This window comes from Armatimonadota bacterium, assembly GCA_031081675.1.
GTDB lineage: Bacteria > Sysuimicrobiota > Sysuimicrobiia > Sysuimicrobiales > Kaftiobacteriaceae > Calidihabitans > Calidihabitans tengchongensis.
In genome coordinates this window covers 24406-48364 of the sequence record JAVHLZ010000015.1, presented here as the reverse complement: position 1 = coordinate 48364, position 23959 = coordinate 24406, and the positions used below count along the sequence as shown (strand labels likewise).

The 23959-nt window shown below is 71.4% G+C and carries 23 protein-coding genes; all 23 read right to left on the bottom strand.

Features of this window, described 5'->3' with window-relative positions:
• Nucleotides 1-66 precede the first annotated feature (66 nt).
• The 23 genes from RB150_07220 to icd all read right to left on the bottom strand — a co-directional run bounded on the left by RB150_07220 (nucleotide 67) and on the right by icd (nucleotide 23912).
• Nucleotides 67-1482 carry a V-type ATP synthase subunit B gene (locus tag RB150_07220; protein ID MDQ7820324.1) on the bottom strand — a complete coding sequence of 472 codons (1416 nt, stop codon included), beginning with the start codon at nucleotides 1480-1482 and terminating at the stop codon, nucleotides 67-69.
• Between the two features lie 23 nt (nucleotides 1483-1505).
• Entirely contained in the window at nucleotides 1506-3281 is a 1776-nt protein-coding gene (locus RB150_07215; GenBank protein MDQ7820323.1) for a V-type ATP synthase subunit A, read from the bottom strand.
• A 24-nt stretch (nucleotides 3282-3305) separates the two neighbouring features.
• On the bottom strand, nucleotides 3306-3626 hold the full coding sequence (locus RB150_07210) for a V-type ATP synthase subunit F (protein MDQ7820322.1): 321 nt from the start codon (nucleotides 3624-3626) through the stop codon (nucleotides 3306-3308).
• A gap of 5 nt (nucleotides 3627-3631) precedes the next feature.
• Complete coding sequence (locus tag RB150_07205; GenBank protein ID MDQ7820321.1) at nucleotides 3632-4660, bottom strand: V-type ATPase subunit; 1029 nt, start codon at nucleotides 4658-4660, stop codon at nucleotides 3632-3634.
• A 25-nt stretch (nucleotides 4661-4685) separates the two neighbouring features.
• Nucleotides 4686-5273: a V-type ATP synthase subunit E gene (locus tag RB150_07200; GenBank protein MDQ7820320.1), complete on the bottom strand. Its 588-nt coding sequence runs from the start codon at nucleotides 5271-5273 to the stop codon at nucleotides 4686-4688.
• A gap of 18 nt (nucleotides 5274-5291) precedes the next feature.
• The gene (locus tag RB150_07195; GenBank protein MDQ7820319.1) at nucleotides 5292-5609 is read right to left on the bottom strand and encodes a F0F1 ATP synthase subunit C; all 318 of its coding nucleotides are present in this window, start codon (nucleotides 5607-5609) and stop codon (nucleotides 5292-5294) included.
• A gap of 37 nt (nucleotides 5610-5646) precedes the next feature.
• The gene (locus tag RB150_07190) at nucleotides 5647-7605 is read right to left on the bottom strand and encodes a V-type ATPase 116kDa subunit family protein (protein ID MDQ7820318.1); all 1959 of its coding nucleotides are present in this window, start codon (nucleotides 7603-7605) and stop codon (nucleotides 5647-5649) included.
• A 50-nt stretch (nucleotides 7606-7655) separates the two neighbouring features.
• Nucleotides 7656-8021 carry a V-type ATPase subunit subunit G family protein gene (locus RB150_07185; GenBank protein ID MDQ7820317.1) on the bottom strand — a complete coding sequence of 122 codons (366 nt, stop codon included), beginning with the start codon at nucleotides 8019-8021 and terminating at the stop codon, nucleotides 7656-7658.
• A 189-nt stretch (nucleotides 8022-8210) separates the two neighbouring features.
• Nucleotides 8211-9656, bottom strand: a complete 1446-nt coding sequence (locus RB150_07180) for an NADH-quinone oxidoreductase subunit N (protein ID MDQ7820316.1) — start codon at nucleotides 9654-9656, stop codon at nucleotides 8211-8213.
• Between the two features lie 53 nt (nucleotides 9657-9709).
• On the bottom strand, nucleotides 9710-11206 hold the full coding sequence (locus RB150_07175; protein ID MDQ7820315.1) for an NADH-quinone oxidoreductase subunit M: 1497 nt from the start codon (nucleotides 11204-11206) through the stop codon (nucleotides 9710-9712).
• A 44-nt stretch (nucleotides 11207-11250) separates the two neighbouring features.
• Nucleotides 11251-13179: an NADH-quinone oxidoreductase subunit L gene (nuoL, locus tag RB150_07170; protein ID MDQ7820314.1), complete on the bottom strand. Its 1929-nt coding sequence runs from the start codon at nucleotides 13177-13179 to the stop codon at nucleotides 11251-11253.
• Nucleotides 13180-13270: 91 nt separating this feature from the next.
• Nucleotides 13271-13582, bottom strand: a complete 312-nt coding sequence (gene nuoK, locus RB150_07165; protein MDQ7820313.1) for an NADH-quinone oxidoreductase subunit NuoK — start codon at nucleotides 13580-13582, stop codon at nucleotides 13271-13273.
• 70 nt (nucleotides 13583-13652) lie between these two features.
• The gene (locus tag RB150_07160; protein ID MDQ7820312.1) at nucleotides 13653-14144 is read right to left on the bottom strand and encodes an NADH-quinone oxidoreductase subunit J; all 492 of its coding nucleotides are present in this window, start codon (nucleotides 14142-14144) and stop codon (nucleotides 13653-13655) included.
• An 18-nt stretch (nucleotides 14145-14162) separates the two neighbouring features.
• Complete coding sequence (locus RB150_07155) at nucleotides 14163-15362, bottom strand: complex I subunit 1 family protein (GenBank protein MDQ7820311.1); 1200 nt, start codon at nucleotides 15360-15362, stop codon at nucleotides 14163-14165.
• Between the two features lie 88 nt (nucleotides 15363-15450).
• Nucleotides 15451-15816 (bottom strand): NADH-quinone oxidoreductase subunit A, encoded by a 366-nt coding sequence (ndhC, locus tag RB150_07150; protein MDQ7820310.1) that lies wholly within the window; start codon nucleotides 15814-15816, stop codon nucleotides 15451-15453.
• Nucleotides 15817-15926: 110 nt separating this feature from the next.
• The gene (locus tag RB150_07145; GenBank protein MDQ7820309.1) at nucleotides 15927-17291 is read right to left on the bottom strand and encodes a YvcK family protein; all 1365 of its coding nucleotides are present in this window, start codon (nucleotides 17289-17291) and stop codon (nucleotides 15927-15929) included.
• 3 nt (nucleotides 17292-17294) lie between these two features.
• A complete protein-coding gene (gene rapZ / locus RB150_07140) occupies nucleotides 17295-18200 on the bottom strand; it encodes an RNase adapter RapZ (GenBank protein MDQ7820308.1) in 906 nt (301 codons plus the stop codon).
• Between the two features lie 138 nt (nucleotides 18201-18338).
• The gene (locus tag RB150_07135; GenBank protein ID MDQ7820307.1) at nucleotides 18339-18677 is read right to left on the bottom strand and encodes a phage holin family protein; all 339 of its coding nucleotides are present in this window, start codon (nucleotides 18675-18677) and stop codon (nucleotides 18339-18341) included.
• A 19-nt stretch (nucleotides 18678-18696) separates the two neighbouring features.
• A complete protein-coding gene (gene sucD, locus RB150_07130; protein MDQ7820306.1) occupies nucleotides 18697-19566 on the bottom strand; it encodes a succinate--CoA ligase subunit alpha in 870 nt (289 codons plus the stop codon).
• A 51-nt stretch (nucleotides 19567-19617) separates the two neighbouring features.
• Complete coding sequence (locus RB150_07125; GenBank protein MDQ7820305.1) at nucleotides 19618-20481, bottom strand: alkaline phosphatase family protein; 864 nt, start codon at nucleotides 20479-20481, stop codon at nucleotides 19618-19620.
• Nucleotides 20478-21584 (bottom strand): ADP-forming succinate--CoA ligase subunit beta, encoded by a 1107-nt coding sequence (gene sucC / locus RB150_07120; GenBank protein ID MDQ7820304.1) that lies wholly within the window; start codon nucleotides 21582-21584, stop codon nucleotides 20478-20480. Before sucC ends, RB150_07125 begins: the two co-directional genes overlap by 4 nt.
• A gap of 3 nt (nucleotides 21585-21587) precedes the next feature.
• Nucleotides 21588-22514, bottom strand: a complete 927-nt coding sequence (gene mdh, locus RB150_07115; protein ID MDQ7820303.1) for a malate dehydrogenase — start codon at nucleotides 22512-22514, stop codon at nucleotides 21588-21590.
• Between the two features lie 150 nt (nucleotides 22515-22664).
• Nucleotides 22665-23912: an isocitrate dehydrogenase (NADP(+)) gene (gene icd / locus RB150_07110; GenBank protein MDQ7820302.1), complete on the bottom strand. Its 1248-nt coding sequence runs from the start codon at nucleotides 23910-23912 to the stop codon at nucleotides 22665-22667.
• Nucleotides 23913-23959 lie beyond the last annotated feature (47 nt).

Here is a 23959-nt window from a genome sequence, read left to right as displayed (position 1 = left end):
TCGGGGCGATCTGCGGTCCGAAACCGGGGACCGGCCGCGTGGTGAGCGGCCGGGGACCCCTGCGTTCTAGACCCGCGTCTTCTCCTTCCAGACCTCCTCCATCAGGTCGCCGAAGTAGTACTTGTCGATGTGGTCCTGCTTGACCCGCTTGAGCTCACCCCGCGGGAACATGGACAGCAGCTTCCAGGCCAGGGTGAGGGTCTCCTCGATGCTGCGCTCGGCCTGGCCCTGGTGGAGGAACTGGCGCTCGAACTCGTCGGCAAACCGCAGGTACAGGCGGTCGCGCTCCGTGAGCGCCTCCTCGCCGATAATGGCCACCAGCTTGCGCAGGTCCACCCCGTTGGCGTAGGCCGAGTACAGCTGGTCCCGCAGGGCGCCGTGGTCCTCCCGGGTGCGCCCGGGGCCGATGCCGTCGTTCATGAGCCGGGACAGGCTGCGCAGCGGGGTGATGGGCGGATAGATGCCCAGCCGGTGCAGTTCGCGGCTGAGGAGGATCTGCCCCTCGGTGATGTAGCCGGTGAGGTCGGCGATGGGGTGGGTGATGTCGTCGTCGGGCATGGTGAGGATCGGCAGCTGGGTGATGGACCCGCGCCGGCCGTGGATGCGCCCGGCGCGCTCGTAGATGGTGGCCAGGTCGGTGTACATGTAGCCGGGGTAGCCCCGGCGGCCGGGGATCTCCTCCCGGGCCGCGCCGATTTCCCGCAGGGCTTCGCAGTAGTTGGTCATGTCGGTGAGGATCACCAGGACGTGCATGTCGAGCTCGAAGGCCAGGTACTCGGCGGTGGTCAGCGCCATCCGGGGCGTGATGAGGCGCTCGATGGCCGGGTCGTCGGCCAGGTTGAGGAAGACCACTGCGCGCGCCAGGGCGCCCGTGGACTCGAACTGATCGATGAAGAACGCCGCCTCCCGCTGGGTGATCCCCATGGCCGCGAACACCACCGAGAACTGCTCCTCGGTGCCCAGGACCTTGGCCTGGCGGGCGATCTGGGCCGCGATCTCGTTGTGGGGCAGCCCCGCGCCGCTGAAGATGGGCAGCTTCTGCCCGCGCACCAGGGTGTTGAGGCCGTCGATGGCCGAAATCCCCGTCTGGATGAACTCCTGGGGGCGCTGGCGCGCCACGGGGTTGATGGGGGCGCCGATGATGGGCAGGCGCTTCTCGGGAATGATGGGGGGCAGCCCGTCGATGGGCTCCCCCAGGCCGTTGAACCGGCGGCCGATCATCTCCCGGGATACGCCCAGGCGCGCCACATCCTCCCGCAGGCTGATGGAGGTCCGGGCCAGGTCCAGACCCGTGGTCTCCTCGAACACCTGGATCACCGCGTGCTTCTCGGAGACCTCGATCACCTGCCCTCCGCGCACCGTCTCATCGGGCAGGTGGATGCTGACCAGGGCTCCGTAGGCCAGGTCCTTCGCCCCCTCCACGAACAGCAGGGGACCCGAGATGTACGAGATCGAGCGGTACCGCTTGGTGGCCAGCTCCATGGCGTTCCGTCCTCCCGTGGGGATTACTGCCCCTCCGCCCCCACCGCCGCCGCCGGGCGGGCGCCGAACGCCGCCGGCAGTTTTTCCAGCCAGCGGGCGATGTACCCGTCGAATTCGGCAGCGGGCACGTCCTTGAGGCGGGCGATCTCCTCGATCTCCTTCATGTTGAGGATCTCGTCCAGATCCACCCCCCGCCGCAGCGCCGCCAGGGCGAGGTCGTAGAAGGTCAGGATGGCCTTCAGGATGCCGTAGGACTTGCTCAGCGGGCAGTGGGCGTCGTCGGTGTAGGCGTTCTGCTGCAGGAAGTCCTCCCGCAGCATCTTGCCGGCCTCGATGATCATCCGCTGGTCGTCCTGCAGCGCATCGGGGCCCACCAGCTGGACGATCTCCTGCAGTTCGGCTTCCTTCTGCAGCAGGGCGCTGGCCCGGTCCCGCAGGGTTTCGAAGTCGGCCGGCATGTGGTCCCGGTACCACTGGGTCAGCAGGGGCGTGTACAGGCTGTACGACCGCAGCCAGTTGATGGCGGGAAAGTGGCGGCGGCTCGCCAGCTTGTCATCCAGAGCCCAGAATGTCCCGGTGATGCGCAGGGTGGCCTGGGTCACCGGCTCCGACAGGTCGCCGCCGGGCGGGGAGACGGCGCCGATGACGGTGATGGACCCCCGGCGCTCCGGCCGCCCCAGGCACACGGCGCGGCCGGCCCGCTCGTAGAAGGCCGCCAGGCGGCTGCTGAGGTACGACGGGTAGCCCTCCTCCGCCGGCATCTCCTCCAGGCGGGAGGAGATCTCCCGCATCGCCTCCGCCCACCGGCTGGTGGAGTCGGCCATCAGGGCCACCTTGACTCCCTGGTCCCGCCAGTACTCGGCCAGGGTGATGCCGGTGTACACCGACGCCTCCCGGGCGGCCACCGGCATGTTGCTGGTGTTGGCGATGATGATGGTCCGCTCCATCAGCGGGCGGCCGGTGCGGGGGTCTTCCAGGCGGGGAAACTCGTCCAGGACGTGGGTCATCTCGTTGCCGCGCTCGCCGCACCCCACATAGATGATCACGTCGGCGTCGCCCCACTTGGCCAGGGTCTGCTGGGTGATGGTCTTGCCCGAGCCGAACGGGCCCGGGATGGCCGCCGTCCCTCCCATGGCCACCGGGAACAGGACGTCCAGCACCCGCTGGCCGGTGACGAACGGCTCGGTGGGGTCCAGCCGCCGGGCCACCGGCCGCGGCGTGCGCACGGGCCAGGGGTGCATCATGGTGAGAGGGGTGCCGTCCTCCAGGCGGGCGACGGCGTCGGTGACCGTGTACTCGCCGGGGCGGATCTCCGCCACGATCCCGCCCGGAGAGTCGGGGGGCACCAGGATCTGGTGGCGGAACCCGAACTCCTGAACCCACCCCAGCACGTCCCCGGGGCTCACCCGGTCGCCGGGGCGGACCGCCGGCTCAAAGGCCCACCGCCGGGTCCGGTCCAGGGCCGGCACCACCGCGCCCCGGGCCACGAAGTCTCCCTTCTGGGCCCGCACGCCCTCCAGGGGCCGCAGGATGCCGTCGAAGATCCCCGCCAGCAGCCCCGGACCCATCTCGGCGGTCAGCGGCCGGCCGGTGCTCTCCACCGGCTCGCCCACCCGCAGCCCCGAGGTTTCCTCGTAGACCTGGATGAACGCGGTGTCGCCCTCCAGGCGGATGATTTCGCCCAGCAGGCCCTCGTGGCCGACCCGCACGATGTCGTACATCCGGGCGCCCAGCATCCCCCGGGCGATCACCGCCGGTCCCGCGATTTTGATGATGCTGCCCCTGATCGCCGTGCTCATCGCTCACGCTCACCCCTTCCCGGCCTAGCGCAACTTCACGTAAAAACCGATGTGCTCTTTGACCAGCCGCGCAATGTACTCTTCGCTCGTCTCGATCTTCGCCCGGGGAGCCGGGACGGGAACGATGATCGGCAGGTCCCGGTCCCGCATCAGGCGCGGGAGGGCGTCCTGCATCGCCGCCAGGAGATCCTCGTTGACGGCCACCAGGCCGTAGTCCAGGGGCAGCATCGCCCGCAGGTGTTCCAGGGCCTCCCGCCCGTCGGCGGCCTCCCGCACCTCGACCCCGGCCAGGCGGAACCCGGTCGCCGTCTCGGGATCGGTGATCACGGCCACGCGGTAGGCCACGGCGCCTACACCTCCACCATCTCCTGCCGGACGCGCTCGCGGGGAATGCCCAGCGCCTTCCCCCGGGCGATCAGGCGGAGGTTGACAACTTCATTGTACTTCTGGGCCAGGTAGCCGATGACGATGTCGATCTCCAACGGGTCTCCGCGGTACAGACCCGCCTGGACCCGCAGGAGGGCCAGGTCCAGGTCCCGCTCGAACGCCGCCAGGTCCCCCACCGGGCCCCGGACGGGGAATCCCTGCAGGCGCAGGCCGGCCAGGCCCTGGTCGGCGGTCGCCGGATCGGAGAGGGCCAGGAACAGCCGCTCGTCCACCAGCCGCCCCCCGGGGATGTAAAAGCGCGCCCTCTCGTCCGGCCCCAGGGATGCCTGCTGGAGTTTGAGGGCCGTCTTCACGTTGGTGGCATCGATCTCCGCCTGCAGCACCCGCCGCAGCACCGCGGCGCTGTGCCCGCGTCCCGCGGCCCGCCTCAGCCCGTAGGCGGCGTAGAACCGGTCCAGGCGCAGCTCCAGGGCCAGCAGATCGCCGCGCTCCCGGTAGTCCGCCAGCCCCTCGGCCAGGGCGGGGGCCAGGGGGTGCTCCTGGGCGCTGAGGGCGCCCACCACCCCCGGCACGTCCGCGGCGGCGGCCAGTTCCCGCAGGGCGACCTCGCTGAGGGCGCCCGCCGGCAGGAGGGCGCCGATGATGGCCTCGGCCGGACGCCCGGCGTGCTTGCCCCGGAGGATGGCCCGCAGGTTGGCCACGTCCCACCGCATCAGGACCACCTCGATGAGCTCCCGGGCCCGCCCGTCGGCGAACGAGAGGATCCGGGTGGTGGCCTGGTGGAAGTTGCGGGCCAGCGCCTCGTCCACGGCCCGCAGGCCCGCGTAGCGGGTCAGCGCCTCCTGCAGGTGCGGCCCGTAGGGCGTCTGCGCCAGGGCCGTGACGAACCCTTCCAGCGTGGGGATCGCCAGCAGCTCCTCCAGGTGCGCGGAGTCCAGCAGGCGGCTGTGCATGGCCCGCACCCGGGCGTTGATGTAGGGAAAGTCGGGCATGGGCTGCCTCGTCCGCGCGGGGTGACTACGTCCCCCACAATGCGGCCGCCACCTCCGGGGCCAACCCCGCCCGGGCGCGCTCCAGGCGCGAGGCCAGGGTGTTCTCCACCACGAACCGGCCGTCGGCGGACACCACCCGGACCCCTCCGCTGACGTCGTCGGCCGGCTGCACGTCGGCATCCAGGCCCAGGTCCCGCGCCGCCCGCCGGGCCAGATCGACATCCCGGGGGTGCACCTGCACCACCACCCGGCCGCCCAAGCCAGCGGCGGCTTCCCGCAGCAGGCCGCCCAGCAGCGCGCCGTAGCGGGCGCGCTCCTGGACCAGGCGGTCGAGCTCGGCCCGGGCGCGCTGGAACACCTCGGCCAGCGCCTGATCCTTGGCCTGCAGGATCAGCGCCGAGGCGCGCAGGGCCGCCGCGCTGCGGGCCCGCGTCCGGGCGGCGGCGCGTTCGGCCTCCAGTCGCGCCCGCACGGCCGCCAGTTCCGCCTCGGCCTGCTGGCGCGCCTCCTGGATCAGGCGGTCGGCCTCGGCGCGGGCGTCGGCCAGGATCCGCTCGATCTCGGCGGCGGCCTCCCGCTCGAGGATGGCGATCAGTTCCGACTGGGATGTCATGAAGCCCCGCCGGGACCCCTAGATCCGGCTGATCACGAAGAATGCCACCAGAAAGCCCAGGATGATCATCGTCTCGGGCAGGGCCAGGAAGACCAGCATCAGGCCTCCGATCTCCGGCCGCTCGGCCATGGCGCCGGCGGCAGCCGCCCCGATGCGCGACTGGGCCCACGCGGTGCCGATGGCGCCGAACCCGACGGCGATGGCCGCCGCCAGACCCAGCAATCCGGCGTTGGGGTTGGCCGGCCGCTGCTCGGCGGTCTCGGGCGCCGCCAGGACCATCCCGGCCGCTCCCAGGACCAGGATGGCGGTGACAATCACGACTGCTGCTGTCCTCACTCTCCTCACCTCCTGCGGTGCCGCGGAGCCGACGAGGCTACCGCCTCCCGGGCGCCGCGGTCTTCTGGAACGGGCGGTACGCCCGCCCGGTTTCCTCGTGGAACTTGAATTTGCTGAAGAACTCTACCCAGTGCAGACGGGCGGGCTGGATCACGTGGCCGAAGATGGTGAACACGAAGAACAGCGCCTGAAACAGCGCCCCCACCAGGACCGCCGCCACCCGCCCCAGGGCGCCCGCCTGACGGCCCAGCTCGTTGGCCGCCATGGCCAGGGCGGCGGCGGCCAGGCCGAACGCCATCAATCGGGCGTGGGACAGGATGTGCCCGAAAGCCGTGGTGCTTTCCAGCAGCCACAGGAACCGGCGGATGACGTTGCGCTCCACGACCAGCGAGACCCCGGCCAGCCCCACGGCGCCCGCAAACAGCCACAGGCCCGGCGCGTCCCAGGAGGCGGGCAGCATGGCGCCCCGGGCGCCCAGGAACAGCAGCAGGCCGCCGGTCCCCAGCATGATGACGGCCGCTTCGAACGCGCCTTCCAGGTGCCGGTGCCGCAGGGCCTGGACGAAGTGCACCAGCAGGCCCAGGAAGATCATGGCGATGCCCGCGGCGATGATCACCAGGAAGTACCGGCCGGTGTCCTCGACCCGGTTGAACAGCGGCCGCACATGCCACAGCAGCTCGGGCAGGTTGCCGAACGCTTCGGCGTAGATCGCCCCGAACGCCATGATCCAGGCGGCGCAGGCCCGGATCAGAAACGACGCATCCGCCAGCACCGGCGGCGGGAAGCGCAGGTTCAGCAGCCGCACCTCCACCGTCCGCCCCGCCCGGGCCAGGGAGCGCATCTTCCAGCCCAGCAGGAACAGCAGCGCGCCGTAGCCCACGTCGCCGATCACCAGGCCGACAAACAGGGGGAAGGTGATGGCCACCACGGGACTGGGATCCCAGGTCCCATACCGTGGGGGCTGGAACAGGGCCAGCAGCCGCTGGAAGGGCCGGATCCACGGGTGGTTGTCCAGCAGGACCGGCACCCGCTCGGGGTCGTGGTGCGGGTCGGCGGGAGAATCGAAAACCACGACGTCGGACCCGAAGCGGCCGGCCAGGACCGCCCGGATCTGTCCCACGGCCCGCGACGGCGCCCACCCGTGGAGGACGAACGTGTACCGGGTGGCGCCCAGGTCCTGCAGCACCGACAGCTGGGCGGCCCGGTCGGCCAGCCAGGACCGCAGCACCTCCAGGCGGGGGCGGATCCGGGCGGCCAGCTCGCGCAGCTGGCGGTCCACCTGCTCCAGCTCCCGGGGAATCTCCCGCCGGCGGCGCTCCATGAGGGCGACGGCATCGGCCACCGCGCCCCCGGCGAACCGCTCCGGCAGGCGCAGTTCGGTGATCCCCGAGCGGGCCAGCACGGCCCGCACCGCCTCGCCGTCCTCCCGGCGGAACGCCACCACCATCCCCAGGCGCCTGTCGTCGACGGCGCGGCTGACCACCTCCACCCGTCCCCCGGTGGCGCGGATCAGCTCGGCGCGCAGCGCTGCCGCCACCTTCAGGTCGGTGGTGTTCAGCAGGAAGCCCAGCGATTCCAGCCGGGCGCTGCCCCGCAGGGCCTGGAGCAGGGGAGACAGCGCCCGCACCGCCCCTTCGTAGGTCTCGATGAGGGTGCGCTCCTCCTCCAGTTCGAGGCGCTGCCGGGTCAGATCCCGCACCTGCCGCTCCAGGGCGGCAAGTTCGGCCTCCACCTCGTCCACCGACCCGACCTCGGCCTCGGCGGAAACCGCGCCGTCGGCGGGGGGCAGCAGGGTGAGCACGGCGTCCGCCTGCCCGAGGAGACGCTCCAGGCGCTGGCGGGCCGCCGCCTGCTCGTCGGTGGCGGGCGGCGGCGGGGCTTCGTCGGATTCGATCCGGTCCACGTGCAGACTGCCCAGACGCTGCACCTCGTCCAGGACGGCCCCCAGCAACCGCTTGGGGCCCAGCACGATGACCCGGCTCATCTCGACAATCATGGCGACCCCGTCACCCGCCCGGCCCCCGCCGGGGACGCGCAACTGCCCGCCTACGACCTGTCCAGTCCGGCCAGCACCCGCTCCACCACCAGGGCGACGGCCCGGGGCAGGCGCTCGGCCACCGCAGCCCGCAGCCTCTGGACCTCCGCCTCGGCGGCGGCCAGCTGCTCGGCCTGCAGCGCCTCCACCTCCCGCGCGGTCTCCTCCCGCAGGCGGGCGGCCAGGGCGGCGGCGTCGGCCCGCGCACCCTCGCGGATCTGGTCCGCCTGCCGGCGAGCGTCGTCCACCACCTGCCGGGCCCGCTCCCGGGCCTCGGCCACGCGGGCTTCCAGTTCTTTCTCCTTCTGGGCGAGGATCTGAAGGACGTTCTCGTCCGTCGGGCCGTGCCGGGCCGTCATGGCTGCCACCCGCTCCATCGCTTGTCTGCCGCACCGGGAGGACCGGGAAGAGACACCGCCGCCCCCACCTCAGCGGCCGGAATGCAGGGACTCCACGCGCGCTATCCCGACAAAACCCAGGAACGGCGGGTCCCCCGCGCATTCCTGGGTTTGGACAAACACGCGCCCATCATAGCAGGCCCGCGCGAACAGCGTCAAGGACAGCGCCTACAGCCGCAGGAGCTGGGAGGCGGTGCGGACCAGGTCGATGACCGGCTGGGGGTACAGGCCGATGAGCAGGGTGCCCAATCCGGTGATCCCCAAGGCCACCTGCAGGCCGGTCGGCTCGGGCACGGGCGTGTCCGTGGCCGCCGGCAGCACGTACATGGCGCGGATGACTCCCACATAGTAGTACAGCGAGATGACGCTGTTCACCACGGCCACCACCGCCAGCCACAGCAACCCGTTGTCGATGGCCGCCGCCAGCACGTAGAACTTGCCCAGGAAGACGGCCGTGGGGGGAATCCCCGTCAGCGAGAGCATGAACAGGGCCATCAGCAGGGCCGAGACCGGCGCCCGGCGCGCCAGGCCGGCGTAGTCCGGGATCTCGTCGGTGCCCAGCTGGGTCCCGATCAGGGTGGCCACGAAGAATGCGCCCAGCTGGGTGAAGGTGTACCCCAGCAGGTAGACGAGCAGCCCCGGCGTGCCGAACGCGCCCCGGAACGCCGCCACCCCGATCAGGAGGAAGCCGGCGTGGGAGATGCTGGAGTAGGCCAGCATCCGCTTGATGTTGCGCTGGGGGAGCGCCAGCAGGTTGCCGACGGTCATGGTGACGGCGGCCAGCACCGCCACCAGCAGGACCCAGTTCACCCGGGACGGATCCACCACCACCTGCAGGACCCGGGCCAGGGCGGCGAACCCTGCCGCCTTGGATCCCACCGACAGGAATGCGGCCACCGGGGTGGGCGCGCCCTCGTACACGTCCGGGGCCCACTGGTGGAACGGCACCATGGAGATCTTGAAGCCCAGCCCCGCCAGGACCAGGATCAGGCTCAGGTAGAGGGTGAGGCCGGGGGCGCCGGCGACGGCCCGGGCCACCTGATAGAGGTTGGTGGTGCCCGCCAGACCGTACAGCAGCGAGAACCCGTAGATCATCACCGCCGACGCCGTGGCGCCGTACAGGAAGTACTTGATGCCGGCCTCGGCGCTCTTGGGGTGGGCCTTGAGGAATCCCGCCAGCACGTAGGAGGTGAGGCTGACGAACTCGATGGCCAGGACCAGCAGCACCAGATCGGTGCTGGCCGCCATCAGCATCAGGCCCAGGGCGGTCAGAACCAGCAACCCGTAAAACTCTCCCTCGAAGCGGGTGCGGGGGCCCACCGACTCCAGGGAGGAGAGGATCACCAGGGCGGTGGCGGCAACGGCGATGATCTTGAAGAACACCGCGAACCCGTCCACGGCGTAGGCGCCGTACAGGATCGTGCGCGGCTGCCAGGTCAGCATGGTGGCGATGGGCACCAGGGCCAGGACCAGGCCGCCCACCGCCATCACCCCCACGGCAGCCTTGCGGCCCGCCGGCACCACCAGGTCGAGCAGCAGCACCAGCAGGCCCAGCCCCAGCAGCCACAGCTCCGGGACAAGCGACCACAGATCGGCCGGGCTCACCGCGGGCATGGCCCCCTCCGCGCGCGTCGTCCTCCCGTGTGCCGGTGCGCCATGGCCGCCTCCTACCGCAGGGCCGTCACCAGCCCCGCCATGGCGGTGTTGATCACCTCCAGCAGGGGCCGGGGATACAGCCCGAACACCACCATGAGGACGGCCAGGGGTACCAGGGACAGCTTCTCCCGGGTGTCCAGGTCCGGCAGCCCCACCCACCGCTCGTTGAGGGGTCCCAGGAAGATCCGCTGGATGGTCCACAGGAACATGGCCGCGGTGAAGATCACCCCGGTCACCGCCACCGCCGTCAGGTAGGGGAAGACGCCGAAGGACCCCACGAACACGAGGAACTCGGCCACAAACCCCATCAGCCCCGGCAGGCCCAGGGACGCCAGCATGGCCAGGGTGGTGATCCCCGTGTACACCGGCAGGCGGGCGCCCAGTCCGCCGAACTCGTTGACGCCCCGGGTGTGCGCCCGGTAGTCGTACAGCACGCCGACGATGAGGAACAGGGCGCCGGTGATCACCCCGTGAGCGATCATCTCAAAGACGGCGCCGTTCAGGGCAGTGGTGGCGGCCTGGGCCTTGTGGGGCTGCCCCACCGCCGCGGCCGCGGCGGCGGTGCCCAGCATCACATACCCCATGTGGTTGACCGAACTGTAGGCCACCAGCTTTTTCAGGTCGGTCTGGGCCATGGCCACCAGCGCGCCGTACACGATGCCCAGCAGGGCCAGGATGGCGACGACGCCGGCAGAGGCCCGGAACGCTTCCGGCAGCATGGGCAGGCTGACCCGCACGAACCCGTAGGTGCCCATCTTCAGCAGGATGCCGGCCAGGATGACGCTGCCGGCGGTCGGGGCCTCCACGTGGGCGTCGGGCAGCCAGGTGTGGAAGGGCCACATGGGCACCTTGATGGCAAAGCTCAGGAAGAACCCCCAGAATGCCAGGGTCGCCAGCAGGGGCGCCCGGGCCAGGGGTTGCTGGCGGATGAGGGCCAGCATGTCGAACGTCCGGGGCTCGCTGTGGAAGTACAGCAGCAGGATCGCCAGCAGCATGGCCAGCGACCCCACCAGGGTGTACAGGAAGAACTTGATGGCCGCGTATTCGCGGCGGGGGCCGCCCCAGATGCCGATGAGGAAGTACATGGGCACCAGGGTGACCTCCCAGAAGATGTAGAAGAGGAAGAAGTCCAGGGCGGCGAACACGCCCAGCATGCCGGTCTCCAGCAGCAGGAACAGGAACAGGTATTCCTTCAGCCGCAGCTCGATCCGCCAGGAGTAGACCAGCGACACCAGGCTGAGCAGGGCCGTCAGCACCACCAGGGGCAGGCTGAGCCCGTCCACGCCCACGTGGTACTGGATCCCCAGGGTGGGGATCCAGCTGTAGCGTTCCACGAACTGCATCCCGCCTCCCACCTCGTACAGGGCCACCAGGAAGAGGGAGAGGATGAAGGACGCCAGCGACGCCCCCACCGCCACGCCCTTCATCAGCGGCTCGTTGGCCTTGGACGTGAACAGGATGATCAGTCCGCCCACCAGCGGCAGAAAGATGATCAGCGTCAGCAGCATGCGTCTCCTCCGCCGAACCTCGTGGTCCCCCGCGCCCGCACCGGCTACCGCACCAGGCCCACCAGGGCCAGGACGATGACGCCCAGGGCGATGGCCAGCAGGTAGTTGTGGGCGCGCCCGGTCTGCACGTACCTCAGGGTCGCCCCCAGCAGGCCGGTCACCCACCCCACCAGGTTCACGATGCCGTCCACCACATACAGGTCGAACAGCCGATACAGGCGGGCGATCCCCACGAAGACCACGCCCACGGCGTTGACGAGCCCGTCGATGACGTACAGGTCGAACGTCCGCAGCTGCCGGGCCGCCCACAGCAGCGGGCGCACCACCGCCCACGCGTACAGCTCATCCCACCAGTACTTGTGCACCAGCACCGCGTACAGGGGCGCCAGAACCCGGCGCAGCGTCGCCGAGCGGACCCACTGCCAGCGGTACACCACCGCCGCGGCCAGGATGCCGGCCAGGGCGATGCCGGTGGACTGCAGGGCGAAGGCCGGATCGAAGGCCGCCGCCTCGGCCTCCTCCAGGTGCACGAAGCGCTGGAACAGGTTGCCCACCCCCGGCCAGGGCGCCCCCACCAGTCCGATCACCGTGGCGAAGACCGCCAGCACCACCAGGGGCACCGTCATCACCCGGGGAGACTCGTGGGCGTGCTGCGCCGCGTGCCCCGGGGCGCCGGTGAAGGTGTAGAAGATCATCCGGAAGATGTAGAACGCCGTGACGAACGCGCCGGCCGCCCCCAGGCCGTACAGGGCCGGCGCCCGGTGGGCGGCCTCCAGCAGGATCTCGTCCTTGCTCCAGAACCCCGCAAAGGGCGGCACCCCCGCCAGGGCCAGGGCGCCCACCAGCATGGTCCCGTAGGTCACCGGCATGGATCGGGCCAGCCCGCCCATCTGCTTGATGTCGTTGGTGTGCACCGCATGAATGACCGACCCGGCCGCCAGGAACAGCAGCGCCTTGAAGAAGGCGTGGGTCACCAGGTGGAACACGCCGGCGGTGTAGCCGCCCACCCCCAGGCCCATCATCATGTAGCCCAGCTGGCTGATGGTGGAGTAGGCCAGGACCCGCTTGATGTCGTCCTGCACCACCCCGATGGTGGCCGCCATGAGGGCGGTGATGCCGCCGATGACCGCCACCACCTGCAGGGCGGCGTGGTCGGGGGAGGCGGCGAACAGGGGGAAGGTGCGGGCCACCAGGTACACCCCCGCCGCCACCATGGTGGCGGCGTGGATGAGGGCCGAGACCGGCGTGGGGCCCTCCATGGCGTCGGGCAGCCACACGTGCAGGGGCACCTGGGCCGACTTGCCCACCGCGCCTCCGAACACCAGGACCGCCGCCAGGGTCAGCAGCGGGCCGGCCAGGCGGCCGGACGCGGCCGCCTCCAGGATGTCGTCGAACCGCAGGGACCCCACCTGCCAGAACAGCAGCAGGATGCCCAGGAACATGAAGAAGTCGCCCACCCGGGTGGTCACGAAGGCCTTCAGCGACGCCCGCGCGGCCGCCGGCCGCTCGAACCAGAAGCCGATGAGCAGGTACGAGCACAGCCCCACGCCCTCCCATCCCACGTACAGGAGGAGGAAGTCGTCGGCCAGGACCAGGGTGAGCATGGCCGCCGCGAACAGGGAGAGGTAGGCGAAAAAGCGCGGGTACCGCGGGTCGCCGTGCATGTAGCCGATGGAGTAGATGAAGATCAGCAGGCCCACCACGGTGACCACGGTCAGCATCACCGCGGTCAGCGGATCCACCCGGTACCCGACCGCAAAGACCCGGTCGCCGCCCACCGCCCAGGTCAGGGCGGCCTGAGCGGTGGCCCCGGCCAGGACCTGCGCCAGGACCCCCACAGACAGCAGCGCCGAGGCGGCCAGGGAGCCCACGGCCACGTAGGCGCCTTCGCCCGGCAACCGACGGCCCCAGAACACGATGGCCCAGAACGCCGCAAAGGGCAGGAGGGGGATCAGCCAGGCCAGCGCCAGCATCACGGAACTCTCCGATCCCGAACCGCGGCGGCCGGGCGCGCGCCCGCCCCTCCGCGGCTCCGACATCCTGCGCGGTCGACTGTCGTCTTCGTCACCATTTCATCAGGTTGATCTCGTCCACGTGGATGGTCTCCAGGCCGCGGTAGGCGGCCACCACCAGGGCCAGGCCCACCGCCGCCTCGCAGGCCGCCAGGGTGATGACCACCAGCGCGAAGACCTGGCCGCCCACCGCCGCCGGCGCCAGATACCGGTTGAAGGCCACCAGGTTGATGTTGGCGGCGTTGAGCATGAGCTCCACGCCCATCAGGATGGCCACGGCGTTGCGGCGGGTGAGGACCCCGTACAACCCCAGGCAGAACAGCAGGGTGCTCACCACCAGGTAGTGCGCCAGCCCCACCTGCATCAGCACTCCCCCGTCGTCCCCGGCGTCTGCGCGGGCCCGGGATGTCGCCCGCCGGCAGCCCCGGCCTCTTCTACTCCTCCCGGCGGGCGATGACGATCGCCCCGATCAGCGACACCAGCAGGACCAGGCTGGTCACCTCGAACACCAGCACGTAGTCGGTGAGGAGCGCGGTCCCCACGGACGCCACGCCGTACTGCGGAGCCGCGCCCGCCGCCCCCGGCCAGGGAGTCCGCAGCAGGATGGTCAGGACCACGAACGCCAGCCATACCGCCGCCATGGCCCCCAGGGGAACCTGCTCGGTGATCTGCCGGACGCGGACCCCCGTGCCCCCCTCGGTCAGCATGATCACGAACAGGATCAGCACCGTGATGGCGCCGGCGTAGATCAGGATCTGGATCCCGGCCACGAACTCGGCGTGCAGCAGGATGTACAGTCCCGTCACGCCGAGGAATGTGGGCACCAGGGAGAGGGCGGCCCGCACCAGGTTGCGGGACGTGACCACCACCGCCGCCGGGACCAGCGTCACCAGCGCCAGGATGATGAAGGCCGCCAGCTCGCCCACCGTCCGCCTCCGCCCGGCCTACCGGCCGGCCACGGTCAGGACCAGCCCCGTGGCCAGCAGGTTCGCCAGCCCCACCGGAATCAGGACCTTCCACGACAGCGCCAGCAGCTGGTCCAGCCGCAGGCGCGGATAGGTCCACCGCATCCACATGAGAAAGAACACCAGGGCGAACAGCTTGAGGGCAAACCACACCACCGACGGAAGGACCGGAGATCGGCCCCCCGCCACCCCCCACGCCATCACGGCGGCCACCACCGCGCCCATCAGCGACAGGATCAGCAGCGGCCGCACCACCAGGTTGCGCGCCCCCCCGGTGACGAGGATCACCGCCGCCACCACCAGGGCCAGCAGGGCCACGCCGGCCCACATCCAGGGCTCCAGGCGCGGCTCGGCCCACCCACCAAAGAACATGACCGACGCGAGCGCCGCCATGGCAAACATCTCCCCGTACTCCCCCAGCTGAAACAGGGCGAAGCGCATCCCGGTGTACTCGGCAAAGTACCCGGCCACCAGCTCCGACTCGGCCTCGGGCAGGTCAAAGGGCACCCGGTTCACCTCGGCGGTGGCGGCCGCCAGGAAGGTCAGGGCGGCCAGCAGGCCCAGGGGGGCTCCCCACCAGCCCACCGGGTCGGGCAGCCGCAGCAGGAACCACCCGCCCTGGCGCACCTGCGCCTCCACGATGCCCACCGTGGAGAGGGTGCCGGCCACCAGGGCCACCCAGATGATGCTCAGGGCCAGCGGGATCTCGTAGCTGACCATCTGGGACGCCGACCGCAGGGCGCCCAGCAGCGCGTACTTGTTGTTGCTGGCCCACCCTCCGGACAGGATGCCGATGACGGTCAGGGACGCCATGGCGGCGAAGTACAGGACCCCGATGTTGAGGTCGCGGACCACCAGCACGCGGTCGCCCACCGCGCCAAACGGGATCACCACCCAGTCCAGCAGGGCCGCCACCGCCACCACCACCGGCGCCGCGTTGAACATCAGGGCGTCGGCGTGACGCGGGGTGATGTGCTCCTTCTGGAGGAGCTTGACGGTGTCGGCCACCGTCTGCAGCAGTCCCTGGGGTCCGACGTGCTTGGGGCCCAGGCGTGCCTGGATCCAGCCGCTGATCTTCCGCTCCAGGTACACGCCCAGCATGGCCCCCACCACGGCCAGAAAGGTGAAGACCGCCACGGTGAGGCCGAGGGCCTTCAGCGCCTCGATCACCCACGCCATCGGTGGGGTTCCTCCCGGGTGGACGGGCGGCTCGGGGCGACAGCCATCATCCCGCGGGGCGCGGCTCCGGCGGCCGCCGGGCGGAGCCTCACATCCACTCCAGGGCTCCTTTGCGCCAGGCGTAGGCCAGGCCCACGATGAGGATCCCGAGGAACAGCAACATCTCCACGAAGGCGACGGCGCCCAGCTGGCGGAAGACCACCGCCCACGGGTACAGGTAGATGACCTCCACGTCGAAGATCACGAACACCAGCGCGAACAGGTAATAGCGGACGTGAAACTGCGCCCAGGCCTGACCGAAGGGGATGACGCCCGACTCGTAGGTCAAGGTCTTCTGGGGCAGGGACACCCGCGGCGCCAGCAGCCACACCACCGCCAGGGGCAGGGCCGCCATGACGGTTCCCGCCACGGCGAAGATCGCCACGTACAGCCAGTCCACCAGGACCCGGGGCATGATCCGACAACCTCGACGCCCGCCCGGCCGATGCGCCGGTGGCGGGCACACCGGCAGTACTCATTCGCGCGATCAACCAGCGTCCCCTGCCACCGCTCCGTCCGCCGTCGTCATCCGGGCCGTCCTCCGTCACCTGTGCGCCCGTCGCCCACCATCGCATCCCCCGCCCGGGAGGCATCCTGGAGGATGTGCAGCAGGAGACGCGCCAGGCGGGCCGGATCGTGCCGCAGCACATCCTCCTCACTGAGCAGGGCGGCCGGCACCGGCACCACGCCCAGGGCGGCCACCCGGTCCAGGTCGGGTTCCACCGGCGCGGCCCCCTCCGCCAGATAGCGGGACAGCACGGTCGGATGGCGGGGCCGCTGGGTGTTGACCACCACGTGGCTCACCAGCCCGGGCCCGACCTGGTCCACCAGAGCCCGCACGTGGTCGCTGGCCGCGAAGCCGTCGGTCTCGCCGGGCTGGGTCATGACGTTGCACACGTACACCCGCACCGCCCGGCTGCGCCGGATGGCGTCGGCCACCCCCTGCACCAGCAGGTTGGGAATCACGCTGGTGTACAGGCTCCCGGGACCCAGCACGATCAGGTCCGCCTCCCCCAGCGCCTCCAGCACCTCCGGCGCCGGAGCCACGCCCGCGGGGCGCAGGCCCACCCGCCGGATACGCTTGCGGGCCCGGGTGATCTGCGACTCCCCCTCGACGGCGGTTCCGTCGGTGAACTCGGCCCACAGGACCACGTCCTGCACCGCCGACGGCAGGACCCGCCCCCGGATGTTGAGGACCTTGCTGGCCTCCCGGATGGCGCTCACCAGGTCGCCGGTCACGCCCGTGAGGCTGGCCAGGAAGAGATTCCCGAAGGCGTGGCCGTCCAGCGCCCCTCCCCGGAAGCGGTACTCGAACAGGCGCGTCAGAAGCGGCTCCGACTCGGCCAGAGCCACCAGGCAGTCCCGGATGTCGCCGGGCGGCAGCACGCCCAGTTCCCGACGCAGGCGGCCCGAACTGCCCCCGTCGTCGAACACGGTGACCACGGCCGTCAGGTTGTCGGTATGTGCTTTGAGGCCCCGCAGCAGGGTGGACAGTCCCGTCCCCCCGCCCACCACCACCACGTGGGGGCCCCGGCGGCGCTGGCGCTGGCGGGCCAGCACGTCCACCAGAGGGCGGCCGCCGGCGGGCAGCAGGGCGTCGGCCACCGACCGCACCGTCCCCCGCAGTCCTGCAAAGACCGCGGCCACGCCGCCGGCCAGCAGGACCACGGCCACGCCCGTCGCCGACAGGCGTCCTCCGGTCACCCTCAACACCCGCAGGGTTGCCCGGAACACCAGGGACTCCACCCACCCCAGCGGCTGGACGTTGATCATGAGCATCGTCCCCGCCGACAGGGCGAGGATGCCGGCGGCCATCAGCGCCACGTAGCGCTTGACGCCCAGCCCGGGGGCCAGCCAGCGCAGCCAGGCCGGGCGGAGGGGGCGGTCCACGGGCTACTCCTTGCCGACGTCCCGGTGGCGGACCGCCACGCGGTAGCCCCGCCCGCCCAGGTGGGCGGCCAGCTCGTCGGCCAGGACCACCGACCGGTGCTTGCCCCCGGTGCACCCCAGCGCGATGGTGAGGTGGGCCTTGCCTTCGGCCACAAACTGGGGCAGCAGGTAGTCCAGCAGGTCCCGCAGGCGGCGGAGGAACTCCTGGGTGGCCGGGGCGCCCAGGACGAACTCCCGCACGGGGGGGCTGTGTCCGGGCAGGGGGCGGAGGGCCTCGTCGTAGTGGGGGTTGGGCAGGAAGCGCACGTCCAGGACCATGTCGGCGTCCAGGGGGAGGCCGTACTTGTACCCGAAGGACATCACGGTCACCGCGAGGGTGCCGGGCGGCACGCCGCGGAGGAAGGTCTGCACGATGGCGTCCCGCAGCTCCCGCACCGTGAGGGTGGAGGTGTCCACGATCCAGTCGGCCCTCTCCTTGACCGCCTCCAGCCGCCGCCGCTCCTCCCGGATGCCCTCCAGGATGCCCCCGGCCTGCGCCAGAGGATGCTTGCGGCGCGTCTCCTCGTAGCGCCGCACCAGGACGTCGTCGGAGGCGTCCAGAAACAGGATGCGCGCCGGCAGCCCGAAGGCGGCCAGCTGGTCGAGGGCCATGAAAAAGTCGTTGAAGAACTCGCCCCCGCGCACGTCGATGGCGACGGCGACGTGGTGGATGCGGTCCGACTGCAGGCACAGCTCGGCGAACTTGGGTAGCAGCGCCGGAGGGAGGTTGTCCACGCAGAAGTAGCCCAGGTCCTCGAACACCTTCATGGCGTTCGACTTCCCGGCGCCGGACAGGCCGGTGATGATGACGAACTGCAGGCTGCCCTCCGGCCGGATCCCCATTTGCTGCAGGGCCGCAGGTCGCGCCACGGAACCCCCTCCCTGCCGGGCGGCCGGGGCCGGCCGCCCGCGGGGATCAGTGTACCACGCCCTCCCTGCGCCGGCGGGACCCGGGGGCCCGCGGTCCGTACGCGACCTGGAGCCTGGGACCGCGCCGGGCGGGAAACCTCAGCGGGCGAGCAGGGCGCTCAGCGCCGTGCTGATCAGGGAGATGAGCAGTGCGCCCGCCACCGCCCACCAGAAGCTGGTGACCTCCAGGGCGGTCAGGGCGGCCACCAGCGACAGCATCAACGCGTTGACCACCAGGGTGAACAGCCCCAGGGTCAGGATGGTCAGCGGCAGGGTGAGGACGAAGACCAGCGGGCGGATCACCGCGTTGACCACGCCCAGGACCAGCGCCGCCACCACCGCGGCGCCCACCCCCGGCACCCGCACCCCGGGCAGAAGCAGGGCCGTCAGATAGATGGCCGCGGCATTGATCGCCCACCGCAGGACGAATCCCGCCATGGGGGACCGCCCCCGCCGGCTAGAGATGGCCGGCCACCAGGTCGGCGACGGCCGTGGGGAGGGCGGCCACGCGGACCCCGGCCGCCTGCAGGGCCTCCACCTTGCTGGCCGCCGTGCCGGCCGTCCCGGAGATGACGGCGCCGGCGTGCCCCATGCGCTTGCCCGGGGGCGCGGTGCGCCCGGCGATGTAGGCCACCGCCGGCTTGGACATCCCTCCGGACCGGATGAAGGCAGCCGCCTCCTCCTCCGCGCTGCCCCCGATCTCCCCGATGAGGACCACGGCCCGCGTCTGGGGGTCCGTCTCGAAGAGCTGCAGGGCGTCGGTAAAGCTCATCCCCACCACCGGGTCGCCCCCCAGGCCCACGGCCGTGCTCTGACCGATGCCCCGTCGCGTCAGGCTGGCGACGATCTCGTAGGTGAGGGTGCCGCTGCGGGAGACCACCCCCACCGGGCCCGGGAGAAACAGCGAGTTGGGCATGATACCGATCTTGCAGCGGCCGGGAGCCGCCAGGCCCGGACCGTTGGGGCCCACCACCCGCACGCCGCGCCGCTGCGCCTGGTCGACGATCTGGATGGTGTCCTGCACGGGAATCCCCTCGGTGATGATGACCACCGGGTCCATCCCCAGCTCGATAGCCTCCAGGGCCGCTTCGCGGGCAAAGCGGGCGGGGACGAACAGGCAGGCGGCGGTCCCCCCGGTGGCCCGCACCGCCTCCTCGCCGGTCTCGAACACCGGCACCCCGTGGACCGTCTGGCCGCCCTTGCCGGGGGTGACGCCGGCCACCACCCGGGTGCCGAACTCCAGCATCCGGGCCGTGTGGAACTGCCCCTGGTAGCCGGTCATCCCCCACACCACCACCCGCGTGTCGGCCGAGACCAGAATCGCCACGTCACTCCCTCCGCGTCCGTGTCGCTTTCCGTGTCGTCCGCCCGGTGGCCGTCAGGGGCCCCCCGCCGGCAGCAGGACCGGAGTGCCCTGCCAGCCGGCGGGCACGGCCAGCCCCAGCGCCGCCACCACTGTGGCCGCGGTATCGTAGGTCACCACCGGCCGCCGCAGCGGCCCCGGGGACACCGCACCCCAGGCGATCCACGGAATGGTCACATCCTGAGGGTCGGCACTGCCGTGGACGCGCCCGTGGCCCCCGTGGTCGGCGGTGAGGATGAGCAGGTAGGCGGCGCCCAGGCGGTCCAGCGCGTCCCGCAACACCTGCACCGTGTCCGGCAGGCGAGCCACTGCCCGCCGGTAGGGCTCGGACATCCAGCCGGCGCGGTGCCCTTCGGCATCGGGATCGGCCACGTGCACAAACAGCAGGTGCGGACGGGCCTCCTCCAGGTAGGAGGCGGCCCGGCGCGCCACCTCCGCCTGGTCAGCGCGCGGGAAGGGCAGGACGGCCACGTGGCGGACCGCTGCCGGGGGCAGCAGGTACCGCAGCTTGGCCTTGGCGACGAACGCCGCGGTGGCCATCCCTGCGCCGGCCGCCACCGTGAACGCCGTGGGCCGGTCCAGGTAGCCCTGCCCGGGCGACCAGGTGTTGACGCGCACGCCGTGCACGGCGGTCCCCACCCCCGACAGCATCGAGACGTGGGAGGGCAGGGTCGTGCTGGGCAGCGTGGTGCGGGCCGACCAGGTGTAGGCGGCGCCCGCCAGGCGCTCCGCAGGCCAGGCGGCGGCCACCGCGTCGGCGCGGGCCCCGTCGGCGCTGAGGACCACCACGTGGCGGACGACGGTCCTGGCCGCCGCGGGCAGGCCCGCGGCCAGGACCGCGGCCAGCAGCAGCGCCAGGAGCCAGAGGGATCGCCTCACCGCCGGGATGCGAGGGCCACGGCCTGCCGGGCGGCGTCATCGGGATCCACGAACGCGTGGATGCCGGCCTGCTGGAGGATCTGCTGGCCCTGCTCCTCGTTGGTCCCCGTCAGGCGCACCACCAGGGGCACCGGAGGCAGGGCGCTCACGATGCCGCGGGCGATGTCGTCACAGCGGGTGATGCCGCCAAAGATGTTGATGAACAGGACCCGCACCCCCGGCTTGCGCAGGGCAATCTCGATGGCCTGCCGCATGTTCTCGGTGGTCGCTCCGCCGCCCACGTCCAGGAAGTTAGCCGGCCGCCCCCCGAAGTGGGCGACCATGTCCAGCGTGGCCATCACCAGCCCGGCGCCGTTGCCGACGATGGCGATGTCCCCGTCCAGCTCCACGTAGGACAGACCCGCCGCCCGGGCCAGGCGCTCCAGGTCCGTCAGCTCCTCGCTGGCCGGCAGTTCCGGGTGGCGGAACAGCGCGTTGTCATCCACCACCACCTTGGCGTCGACGGCCAGCAGGTGGCCGCCCACCACCCCCAGGGGGTTGATCTCGGCCAGCTCGGCATCCTGCTCGGCGACCAGCCGGTACAGAGCGGTGGCGACGCCGGCGAACTCCCCCAGGAGCGGCCCGCTCAGGCCGATGGCCCGCCCCAGCCGCCGGGCGTGGTAGGGCAGGAACCCCACCCATGGGTCCACCGGCAGCCGGGCGATCGCCTCGGGCGTGGCGCGGGCCACCTCCTCGATGTCCACACCCCCCGCCGCCGACGCCACCGCCACCAGCCGGCGGGCCGAGCGGTCCACGGTGAACGCCAGGTAGTACTCGGCGGCGATCTCCGCGGCTTCGGCCACCAGCAGCCGCCGGACCCGTTCGCCCCGGATCTCCATGCCCAGCAACGCCGCCGCCACCGCCGCGGCCTCCCGGGGAGTGGACGCCAGGCGGATGCCGCCGGCCTTGCCCCGCCCTCCCACCAGGACCTGGGCCTTCAGGACCACGGGATAGCGAAGGTCCAGCGCGTCGATCTGGTCGGGGCGCTCCACCACTGCGCCCCGCTGGACGGGGATCCCGTAGCGGGCGAACAGCTCCTTGGCCTGGAACTCGTGGAGCTTCACGGCCTACAGTTTCAGCGCCCCGATCATCTCCCGCACCGCCGCCACCGAGGCCGCAAACGCCGCCCGCTCCTGGGCGTCCAGGGGAAGCTCGATGATGCGCTCGACCCCGCGTGCCCCCAGGACCACCGGCACCCCGATGCACACGTCGCGCTCGCCATACTCCCCGTCCAGGTACACGCTGCAGGGGACCAGGCGCTTCTTGTCCCGCAGGATGGCCTCCACCATCTGGGCGATGGCGGCCCCCGGGGCGAAGAACGCGCTGATGCCCATCAGTTCGGTGATTTCCGCCCCCCCGCGCCGGGTGCGGGCCACCACCGCCTGGATCCGCTCGGCCGGCAGCAGGTGGTCCAGCGGCACGCCGCCCACGTGGGCGAACCGCGGCAGGGGAACCATGTCCTTGTCGGTGTGGGCGCCGATCACCATGGCGTGCACGTCCTCCACCGAGACCCCTACCTCCCGGGCGAGGAAGGTGCGGAAGCGCGTCGAGTCCAGGGCGCCCGACTGGCCGACCACCCGGTGCCGCGGAAAGCCCGACACTTTGCAGGTGAGGTAGGTCATGGCGTCCAGGGGGTTGGTGACCACCAGCAGGATGGCCTCGGGCGAGTAGCGGACCACCTGCTCCACCACCCCGCGCACGATGCCGGCGTTGGTGTCCAGCAGCTGCTCCCGGGTCATCCCGGGCTTGCGGGCCACGCCGGCCACGATGACCACCACCTGCGAGCCCGCCGTCTCCTCGTACCCGTTGCTGCCCACCACCGTCAGGTCCACGCCCCGGATGGGCAGGGCCTGGGCCAGGTCCAGAGCCTTGCCCTGGGGCATCTTCTCGATGATGTCCACCAGCACCAGATCCGCCAGCTCCTCGGCCGCCAGCCAGTGGGCGGCGGTATGGCCGACCATCCCCGCTCCGACGATGGACACCTTGGGCCGCATGGTGACCCCTCCCGCGCGCGACGGGGAAGAGACAACGGTCAGGGTCCGGGATGGTCGGACGCGTCTCCCGATCCCGACACCCCGCCGGCCCCTCCCTCTTCCCTCTTCCGTCCTCCCTTTTCCCTGGCCTCCGGCCGACCCGGCCGCCCGTCACTCCATGTTGTCGATGACGGCGCTGGCGAACTCGCTGGTCCGCACCTCCCGCGCGCCGTCCATCAGGCGGGCCAGGTCATAGGTCACAATCTTCTGGCGGAAGGTCTTCTCCAGAGCCCGCACGATCCGCTGGGCGGCCTCGGTCCACCCCAGGTACTCCAGCATCATGACCCCCGACAGGGTGACCGAGGTGGGATTGACCTTGTCCAGGTTGGCGTACTTCGGGGCCGTTCCGTGGGTGGCCTCGAACACGGCGTGCACGTCGCCGATGTTGCCCCCCGGGGCCATGCCGATGCCTCCCACCTGCGCCGCCGCCGCGTCGGAGAGGTAGTCGCCGTTGAGGTTCCCGGTGGCGATCACGTCGAAGTCCTGCGGCCGGATCAGCAGGTGCTGGAAGGTCACATCCGCGATGGAGTCCTGGATCAGCAGCCGGCCGGGCGGCACCTGGCCGCCGTGGTCGCGCTGGACCTCCTCCCAGGTGACGGTGACGTCGCCGAACTCCTCCCGGGCCACCTGATACCCCCACTCCCGGAAGGCGCCCTCGGTGTACTTCATGATGTTGCCCTTGTGCACCAGGGTCACGCTGCGCCGGCCGCGCTCCAGGGCGTACCGGATGGCCTTGCGCACCAGCCGCTTGGTCCCGAAGGGGCTCATGGGCTTCAGGCCGATGCCCGAGTCCTCGCGGACCTGCCAGCCGAACTCCCGCCGGACGAACTCAATCAGCCGGCGCGCCTCCGGGGACTGGCTGGGATGCTCGAAGCCCACATAGATGTCTTCGGTGTTCTCCCGGAAGATGACCACGTTCAGCCGCTCGGGATGCCGCACCGGGCTGGGCACCCCCTCGAACCACCGCACGGGCCGCACGCAGGCGTACAGGTCCAGCAGCTGGCGCAGGGCCACGTTGAGGCTGCGGAACCCGCCCCCCACCGGCGTGGTGAGGGGGCCCTTGATGCCGACCACGTAGTGCTGGAAGGCCCGCAGGGTATCTTCGGGCAGCCACGTGCCAAAGAGCTTGTAGGCCTTCTCGCCGGCGTACACCTCGAACCACACGATGCGCCGGCGGCCCCCGTAGGCCGCCTGCACGGCGGCGTCGAAGATCCGCCGGCTGGCGCGCCAGATGTCCGGCCCCGTCCCGTCGCCCTCGATGAAGGGGATGATGGGCTGGTCGGGCACCACCAGGCGGCCGTCCCGGACCTCGATGCGCTGACCCTCGGCAGGGGGCGTGAGCGTTTCCAGCGCCGACATGACAGACCCTCCACGCGCCCGCAGATGTCTCGGAGATATCTCGGACC

Excerpts from the sequence above, each read along its gene's own strand:
- RB150_07190 (MDQ7820318.1), bottom strand. The coding sequence starts at position 7,605 with ATGATTGTCGAGATGAGCCGGGTCATCGTGCTGGGCCCCAAGCGGTTG.
- RB150_07185 (MDQ7820317.1), bottom strand. The coding sequence starts at position 8,021 with ATGGAGCGGGTGGCAGCCATGACGGCCCGGCACGGCCCGACGGACGAG.
- RB150_07180 (MDQ7820316.1), bottom strand. The coding sequence starts at position 9,656 with ATGCCCGCGGTGAGCCCGGCCGATCTGTGGTCGCTTGTCCCGGAGCTG.
- RB150_07205 (MDQ7820321.1), bottom strand. The coding sequence starts at position 4,660 with ATGCCCGACTTTCCCTACATCAACGCCCGGGTGCGGGCCATGCACAGC.
- RB150_07215 (MDQ7820323.1), bottom strand. The coding sequence starts at position 3,281 with ATGAGCACGGCGATCAGGGGCAGCATCATCAAAATCGCGGGACCGGCG.
- nuoL (MDQ7820314.1), bottom strand. The coding sequence starts at position 13,179 with ATGCTGGCGCTGGCCTGGCTGATCCCCCTCCTGCCCTTTGCGGCGTTC.
- RB150_07155 (MDQ7820311.1), bottom strand. The coding sequence starts at position 15,362 with ATGGCGTGGGTGATCGAGGCGCTGAAGGCCCTCGGCCTCACCGTGGCG.
- nuoK (MDQ7820313.1), bottom strand. The coding sequence starts at position 13,582 with ATGCAGGTGGGGCTGGCGCACTACCTGGTGGTGAGCACCCTGCTGTTC.
- ndhC (MDQ7820310.1), bottom strand. The coding sequence starts at position 15,816 with ATGCCCCGGGTCCTGGTGGACTGGCTGTACGTGGCGATCTTCGCCGTG.
- icd (MDQ7820302.1), bottom strand. The coding sequence starts at position 23,912 with ATGTCGGCGCTGGAAACGCTCACGCCCCCTGCCGAGGGTCAGCGCATC.
- RB150_07175 (MDQ7820315.1), bottom strand. The coding sequence starts at position 11,206 with ATGCTGCTGACGCTGATCATCTTTCTGCCGCTGGTGGGCGGACTGATC.
- RB150_07200 (MDQ7820320.1), bottom strand. The coding sequence starts at position 5,273 with ATGACATCCCAGTCGGAACTGATCGCCATCCTCGAGCGGGAGGCCGCC.
- RB150_07220 (MDQ7820324.1), bottom strand. The coding sequence starts at position 1,482 with ATGGAGCTGGCCACCAAGCGGTACCGCTCGATCTCGTACATCTCGGGT.
- mdh (MDQ7820303.1), bottom strand. The coding sequence starts at position 22,514 with ATGCGGCCCAAGGTGTCCATCGTCGGAGCGGGGATGGTCGGCCATACC.
- RB150_07135 (MDQ7820307.1), bottom strand. The coding sequence starts at position 18,677 with ATGGCGGGATTCGTCCTGCGGTGGGCGATCAATGCCGCGGCCATCTAT.